Genomic DNA, 7,080 nt, shown 5'->3' on the forward strand with positions numbered 1-7,080 from the left:
TTAAACATCTAAACTGTAGCTGGAATCAAGTCAGGAACCTGCTTGGTCAATGCCAGGCGTTGTTTGGCAGCAGTGGCACCGAGCAGGACAAAACCACGTAAAGTACCGCTGGCATCAAAGGCTTTGGCCAGCATACCGTCATCAAACTCTTCATTTTCCCAAGTTACTTCGACATCTACCGGAGCGGGAAGGACAGTCAATGGCGCAGCTGGTGTTTTTACAGCAACTGGCATTGCTGGATAATGGACTGCAGTATGTTCGCCATTCAATGTTTTAGACAGGGCACGAGCCTGCTGCATGATTGGCATGACATATGGCAAAAGCATTCCATTTACTTCCGCACAGTCGCCTACTGCATAAATATCCGGTTGATTGGTTTCTAGTTTTGTATTGGTCAGAATCCCGCGACTGGTATGGATATCGGCTTCTTTTGCCACAGAAATATTCGGTTGTAAGCCTACAGCAGAGAGCACCACATCAGCCACTACCGACTGGCCATTGGCAAGTGTTACCAGATAATCACCATTTTCAACTTTAGAGACTTTTTCGACTGTTGTCCCCAGTACAAAATGAATGCCCGTCTCTTCAAGATTTTGCTGGAAAGCATCTGCGACATGAGCTGGTAATAAGCGACCTAAAGGCTGGGGTGCCAGATCAATCACGGTGACCTGATGATTAGTATGCTGCAGGTCATTGGCAAATTCACAACCGATCAAGCCTGCGCCTAAAATCACCACGCGTTTATCCTCACGTGCTGCCAGATTATGACGGAAAGCTTTATAATCAGTCAGGTTATTGACCATATGAATATCGTCGCTGGCATCACCGGCAATGGCTAGGCGTACTGGATTGGCACCTACAGCTAGCACCAGTTTAGAATAATCCTGTGTGCTTTCCTGACCGTCTTTTTCTAAAGTTAGCTGATGTTGTTCAGGATGAATCACTTTGACCCAGGTGTTTTTTTCGATGCGCATTTTCAGCTGTGCTGACATTTTTTCTGCATCACCCAAAGGGATGTGTTCTGGCGCTTTGTTTCCTGCTAAAGCATTAGAAAGCGTAGGTTTTGCATAATTAGTCGCATCATCAGCACAAATCATGACAAGTTCATGGTCTGGGTTGAGTTTGCGAAACTCACGGGCAACAGCATAACCCGCCATGCCCGAACCAATGATGACGATAGGATGCATACGATTCTCCATGCTTTTTTAAATTAGTTTTTTTCAGGTATAAAGGACATAAAAAAGACCATTCAATATGGTCTTTAAAAGAACATGATTAGATTTCAATCATTTCAAAATCGACTTTAGAAACACCACAATCCGGACAAGTCCAGTCATCAGGAATATCTTCCCATTTGGTTCCAGGAACGATTCCGTCCTGAGGCCAACCTTCTGCCTCGTCATAAATCCATCCACAAACGATGCATTGATATTTTTTCATATAACTCTCCAAAACTGACCAACTGTAGCTGTCAGCTTAAAATCCACAAATGGCAAGACCCTAAAGAATATGACTTTTAATAGTAAACATATTTGGCTAAATTTTTACGCAGTTCTATTCATAAAGTAAAGCGAATAAAAGTTTAATCAGTGAAATTAACAGCAGAAAGGTCAGTCACTAGATATTTCATTACTAGAAATATATTTAAGGTGAGGCAAAGAGTTGTATTTTTAGTTTTATAAAACACGTTTCTGGCTTAGATTTTAAGTTGTAGACCAAAGTCGGGCAGAAAAAATGATTAAAATCAGTTAACTTAGACTCAGCAAAGTCTTTATTAAATATTTTTTAAAATAAATTTATATATTTAAATCAATTGGTTATTATTATTTTCTGCTTTAATATTGCACAGTCGTTGTTGTTACACATTGTTAATTTAGTTTAAAATTCACCTATTCCTTTCCTTGTTTAAAGATCTCCCATGAGCAATTTGTCTACTTCTCTGTGGTCTCACATTCGTACTGTCCAGAATTTCCCAAAACCAGGCATTTGTTTCTTTGATTTGACTCCATTATTCATGAATAATCTGGGTCCATTAACTGATGCTTTGATTGCCAGCATTCCTGAAGAAAAGCTTGCTGAAGTAGACAGCTTTGTGGCAGTGGAAGCACGTGGTTTTGTGCTGGCAAGCCTGTTGGCGCAGCGTACTGGCAAAGGCTTATTACTGGTTCGTAAAGCAGGTAAATTGCCACCTCCAGTCGTAGGTGTAGGTTATAGCCTTGAATATGGTCTGGACCGTCTGGAAATGTCTGCAGAAGTTCAGGGACAAAAAGTGATTATTGTGGATGATGTACTGGCAACTGGTGGTACATTGAAAGCAGTTCATGAATTGGCTGAGAAATGTCAGCATCAGGTTCTAGGTGCGAGCATCTTCCTTGATCTGCCAGATTTACACGGTGAATTAGGCTTGGACATCTGGTCAGTACTTGACGATAAATCCCAGCCTGAAGCTGCAGTTGCTTAAGTCTGAATGATCAAAAAAGCCCCAACTATTGGGGCTTTTTTATTGCCGGATAAAATGATATTCAATTTCCTGAATCAGGTCGTTAATCTGTTCGGGATGTTCCAGACGATGATGACCACCTTCAATGGCATGAATTTGCATATAATCTTCAAGCTGTGCCTGTGCTGCATGCATATCCAGAATTTCATCACCTAATTCCAGATAGGCCATTTGCGGAATATCATGCTGTAAATCACTGTCACAAATCGCAGGATAATCATCGCGGAAATTTGGTTGCAAGCTAGGATTCGCGATCACACAAGGGATTTGATGAGCTTGTGACATTTTTAGCGCCCAATAACCGCCCAGACTGTGTCCGACCAGAATATCCGGTTTAATGGTTTCAACCATTTCGTGGTAGAAATCGGCTACCGACTGGTAGCTCAGATTGCGATAATCCACATCTATACAATATTTATGCATTGCATCAATTGCATGAAATTTCGTGGACTGTTTTGACGAATCCAAGCCATGAAAAAACAATATTTTAGACATATTTTTACTCATTTTTATCGGACATGGCAAAGTCGTGGTCAGGGTGTTAAAACACCACCTTCTAATATGGTCATTATTGTAAAACGTCTATTTCGAGGAAGCAGTTAGCTATTGGTCTAAGCTGATATGGGATATAAAGGCAGAATTTGTGCAGAGGATTGAGGTCTTGGACTTTCATCTAACAAAAGTTGGGCAATATTCTAAAAAAACCAATCATAAAATTCGAAACTGAAAATAATGAAAATCATTTGTTTTTAAAAATTTCATATATCCAGAAATTTTTCTCAAGAAAAGCCACGTGTGGGAAGTGTTTACGCTACGATTTGATGCAGATTTCTGCTATTCTATGCAACTTCTATTTTTTAACTAATCTTATCCGAGGCAGTGATGACGCAAAATAACGCTCAATCGACTTCTGAACAAATCATTTCCGAAAACGATTTAATTGCACAGCGTCATGCCAAGTTAAAGCAGATTCAAGACCACGCAAAAGAAACTGGTGTTAGCCCATGGCCAAACACATTTAAACGTGAACATTATGCGCAAGACTTACAAGACCAGTTTGCTGATAAATCTAAAGAAGAAATTGAAGCTGGCGAACACGTTCATGTAAAAGTAGCAGGTCGTGTGATGTTGAACCGCGGTTCATTCATCGTGATTCAGGATATGACCGGTCGTATTCAGCTTTATGTTCCACGTAAAGAACTTGAGCCAGAAGTACTTGCAATGATCAAAGGCCTGGATCTGGGCGATATCATTGCGGTTGAAGGTTATATCGGTCGTTCTGGTAAAGGTGACCTGTATGTTCATATCGAGCATTTTGAATTACTGACTAAATCATTACGTCCACTTCCAGACAAGTTCCACGGTTTAACTGATACTGAAGTGAAGTATCGTAAACGTTATCTTGATCTGATCGTGAATGAAGAAACCCGTAAAACTTTTGAAGTTCGTGCCAAAGTTGTTGCCGGTATTCGTAGCTTCCTGAACGACAAACGTTTTATGGAAGTTGAAACCCCGATGATGCACGTAATTCCTGGTGGAGCATCTGCGCGTCCATTTGAAACGCATCATAATGCACTGGATATGCCGTTGTTCCTGCGTATTGCACCTGAGCTTTATTTGAAACGTCTGGTTGTGGGTGGTTTCGAGCGCGTATTCGAAATTAACCGTAACTTCCGTAATGAAGGTGTTTCTACTCGTCATAACCCTGAATTCACTATGATCGAATTCTACCAGGCGTATGCAGATTACAAAGACCTGATGGAATTGACAGAGCAAATGCTGGAAAAACTGGCAATTGATATTCTGGGTACCACTGATGTGCCTTATGGCGATGAAGTCTTTAGCTTCAAAGGACCATTTAAAAAGATCTCAATGTTTGACGCCATTCTTGAGCACAATCCACAGTTCACTCCAGAAAATGTCAATGACCGTGAGTTCCTGGCGAAATTCATTCAGGAAGAACTGAAAGAACAGGTAAAACCAGGTTTTGGTCTGGGTAAACTGCAAACCATCGTATTTGAAGAAACGGTAGAAACTCAACTACGTCAGCCTACATTCGTGACTGAATATCCAGCGGAAACTTCTCCACTAGCTCGCCGTAATGATCAAAATCCGCATATTACAGACCGTTTTGAATTCTTTATCGGTGGTCGTGAACTGGCAAATGGCTTCTCAGAATTAAATGACCCGATTGATCAAGCTGAACGCTTCCAGGCACAGGTTGCTGAGAAAGATGCGGGTGATGATGAAGCAATGCACTATGATGCTGACTTCATTGAAGCTCTGGAATATGGTCTGCCTCCTACAGCAGGTGAAGGGATCGGTATTGACCGTCTGGTGATGATCTTTGCGAATGCACCAAGTATCCGTGATGTAATCTTATTCCCGCATATGCGTCATAAACACTAATGACTTATTCGAAAAAAGGCAGTTTTTAAAACTGCCTTTTTTATGTGTTCAGTATTTATTTTAAATAAAATTAAAACCCAGCATTATTTCATTCTATTTTTTACATTTGTAATTTCATTTTTGTATTTCTTTCTCATTTCTCGAAGCGATTTATTATTTTGAAAGTCAATTAAATCTAGGGTTTCATATTATACTGATACAGTTTCGCCATTGAATATTGTTTTTGAAATATCTATGGTTAGGCAAAAATAAACTTGAGAATATTGATCCCATGTTTCTAAAAAAACCATTATTAAGTGTACTTCTTACGACACTTTCACTTCCTGTTTTTGCTCAAGGGCTGGTTCTGAATGATGCAAATCTTCGTACTGACTTGAACTGGTTAAACCAGCAAGGGGTGATCCAGATCAGTACCTCGACCTGGCCGCTCAGTGGTGATGAAATTCAACGTGCTCTATCCAATGCACAAGTGAGTAACAAAGTACAACAACGTGTTATTGATTCAGTTCTGGCAAAATTAACAGCAGACAATCAGCAGCTCAAAGTAGGCTTATTTGCGGAAAGTGATCCAAAAGATATTCCTCAAGCCTTTGGCGATCAGCAAAAGGCACAATTTCAGGCAGCTTTAGAGTTTAATGCAGGCGGCAAAAACTGGGATGCCAAACTCCGGGTTAATGCCGAAAAAGATCGACAAATTGAGAATGATCAGGATGTGAATCTGGAAGGATCTTATCTAGCAGGGAAACTCTGGAATCAATGGCTGATTGCCGGCCAAATTCCGACCTATTGGGGTCCAGGACATGATGGCAGCTTGATTCGTGGCGATGCTAGCCGCCCAGTATATGGCTTTATGGCACAGCGTGCAGAACAAACAGCTTTTGAAACTAAATGGCTGTCCTGGATTGGACCGTGGCAATATCAGGCTTTTGCAGGCCAATTGGATGATTATACTGCCGTTCCAGATGCCAAACTTATTGGCCTTCGTGTAACAGCACAACCTTTATCTTACCTGGAGCTAGGTGCTTCTCGTGCGATTCAATGGGGTGGGGAAGGACGTCCTGAAAGCTTAAGTTCATTATGGGATGCTTTTGTCGGGAATAAAGATAATGGTGGTACGGGTGAACCTGACCCATCAAACCAGATTGCGGGTTTCGATGCACGCCTGAACCTGTTTCCTTTGACACAGGTACCTATGGGCTTCTATGGGCAATATGTAGGTGAAGATGAAGCGGGTGGTCTGCCTGCGAAGAAAATGTATCTGGCTGGAATAGACTATTCTTCGACTGTAAGAAATATGCCATATCAACTTTATACAGAATGGGCAGATACACGTACTAACGGCAAGGTGCGAGGTATTTCTTATAACCATACCAATTATACTGATGGTTTTTATCAGCATGGTTATCCGCTGGCACATGCTTTAGGTGGTGATGCACAGATGGTTTCAGTAGGTGGTGATATCCGTTTTGACCCGATGAACCGTTTATCTGGGCGGGTATTGTTTGCTGAAGTGAATCAGTCTGAACGTGCAAGTTTAAATAATGCTGCTTTTGCTTTTGATGATGAAATTAAAGCACTAGATGTCACCTGGTCGCATTATATTCGTCCAGAAATGCCACTTAAAATTAATGCCTGGATAAGTGACTCAGATGTAAATGGTCAGGATGGCGGTGCCTCTATTGGAATTGAAATTCCATTAGAAAAAGGCTTGTTCAAATATTAATATTCAAGACACAACAAAATCCTGCTCATCTGGCAGGATTTTTTTATATTTTCAAAAATTACAGACAAAAAAAACGCAATGATTGGGGTTGTCATTGCGTAGAAAAAGGAAGTTTCTTTCAAAACTAAATCAAGATTAACTGTGGAGAGAGTTAAATTTGATTCCTTACTGTATGTAAATATATTAGGACTCATTCTCATGCGAGTCATCAGTATTCATGTTAATAGATGTTAAATAAGGTTAAAACTATGAAGAATCTGTGTGGAAACTTGTCTTATTTTTGCGCATTTTGGCCTTAAATAAAAAAAGCCCTTTATGAAGTAATGCCAGTCAGTTAAGCAAATATTAGTAAAATGTAGTAAAAATGAGTGTATGTAAATACGCTCATTTTTTTATGACTTTATCTGAAAATTTAGATTGCACCCTTCAACATTCTTTACCTTCACTT

At 40.4% G+C, this 7,080-nt stretch carries 6 protein-coding genes; 3 read left to right on the forward strand and 3 right to left on the reverse strand.

Annotation, left to right across the window (positions count from 1 at the left end; all coding sequences use genetic code 11):
• Nucleotides 1-8: 8 nt before the first annotated feature.
• Together rubB and rubA are read right to left on the reverse strand one after the other, a co-directional pair.
• On the reverse strand, nucleotides 9-1,187 hold the full coding sequence (gene rubB / locus FTV34_RS12175) for a rubredoxin reductase RubB (RefSeq protein WP_175967056.1): 1,179 nt from the start codon (nucleotides 1,185-1,187) through the stop codon (nucleotides 9-11).
• Between the two features lie 88 nt (nucleotides 1,188-1,275).
• Nucleotides 1,276-1,440: a rubredoxin RubA gene (gene rubA, locus FTV34_RS12180; protein WP_004783011.1), complete on the reverse strand. Its 165-nt coding sequence runs from the start codon at nucleotides 1,438-1,440 to the stop codon at nucleotides 1,276-1,278.
• A 478-nt stretch (nucleotides 1,441-1,918) separates the two neighbouring features.
• Between rubA and FTV34_RS12185 the strand changes: the two genes are divergently transcribed.
• Entirely contained in the window at nucleotides 1,919-2,461 is a 543-nt protein-coding gene (locus tag FTV34_RS12185; RefSeq protein WP_004783009.1) for an adenine phosphoribosyltransferase, read from the forward strand.
• A 39-nt stretch (nucleotides 2,462-2,500) separates the two neighbouring features.
• On the opposite strand, the gene FTV34_RS12190 is transcribed toward FTV34_RS12185, so the two are convergent.
• The gene (locus FTV34_RS12190) at nucleotides 2,501-2,995 is read right to left on the reverse strand and encodes a YqiA/YcfP family alpha/beta fold hydrolase (protein WP_034704192.1); all 495 of its coding nucleotides are present in this window, start codon (nucleotides 2,993-2,995) and stop codon (nucleotides 2,501-2,503) included.
• Nucleotides 2,996-3,382: 387 nt separating this feature from the next.
• Between FTV34_RS12190 and lysS the strand changes: the two genes are divergently transcribed.
• Complete coding sequence (lysS, locus tag FTV34_RS12195; protein ID WP_180070348.1) at nucleotides 3,383-4,909, forward strand: lysine--tRNA ligase; 1,527 nt, start codon at nucleotides 3,383-3,385, stop codon at nucleotides 4,907-4,909.
• Nucleotides 4,910-5,180: 271 nt separating this feature from the next.
• Nucleotides 5,181-6,632: a capsule assembly Wzi family protein gene (locus FTV34_RS12200; protein WP_180070350.1), complete on the forward strand. Its 1,452-nt coding sequence runs from the start codon at nucleotides 5,181-5,183 to the stop codon at nucleotides 6,630-6,632.
• Nucleotides 6,633-7,080 lie beyond the last annotated feature (448 nt).

The organism is Acinetobacter sp. YH16038 (assembly GCF_013417275.1).
In the GTDB taxonomy this organism is placed as follows: Bacteria; Pseudomonadota; Gammaproteobacteria; order Pseudomonadales; family Moraxellaceae; genus Acinetobacter.

Excerpts from the sequence above, each read along its gene's own strand:
- rubB (WP_175967056.1), bottom strand. The coding sequence starts at position 1,187 with ATGCATCCTATCGTCATCATTGGTTCGGGCATGGCGGGTTATGCTGTT.
- rubA (WP_004783011.1), bottom strand. The coding sequence starts at position 1,440 with ATGAAAAAATATCAATGCATCGTTTGTGGATGGATTTATGACGAGGCA.
- FTV34_RS12185 (WP_004783009.1), top strand. The coding sequence starts at position 1,919 with ATGAGCAATTTGTCTACTTCTCTGTGGTCTCACATTCGTACTGTCCAG.
- FTV34_RS12190 (WP_034704192.1), bottom strand. The coding sequence starts at position 2,995 with ATGTCTAAAATATTGTTTTTTCATGGCTTGGATTCGTCAAAACAGTCC.
- lysS (WP_180070348.1), top strand. The coding sequence starts at position 3,383 with ATGACGCAAAATAACGCTCAATCGACTTCTGAACAAATCATTTCCGAA.
- FTV34_RS12200 (WP_180070350.1), top strand. The coding sequence starts at position 5,181 with ATGTTTCTAAAAAAACCATTATTAAGTGTACTTCTTACGACACTTTCA.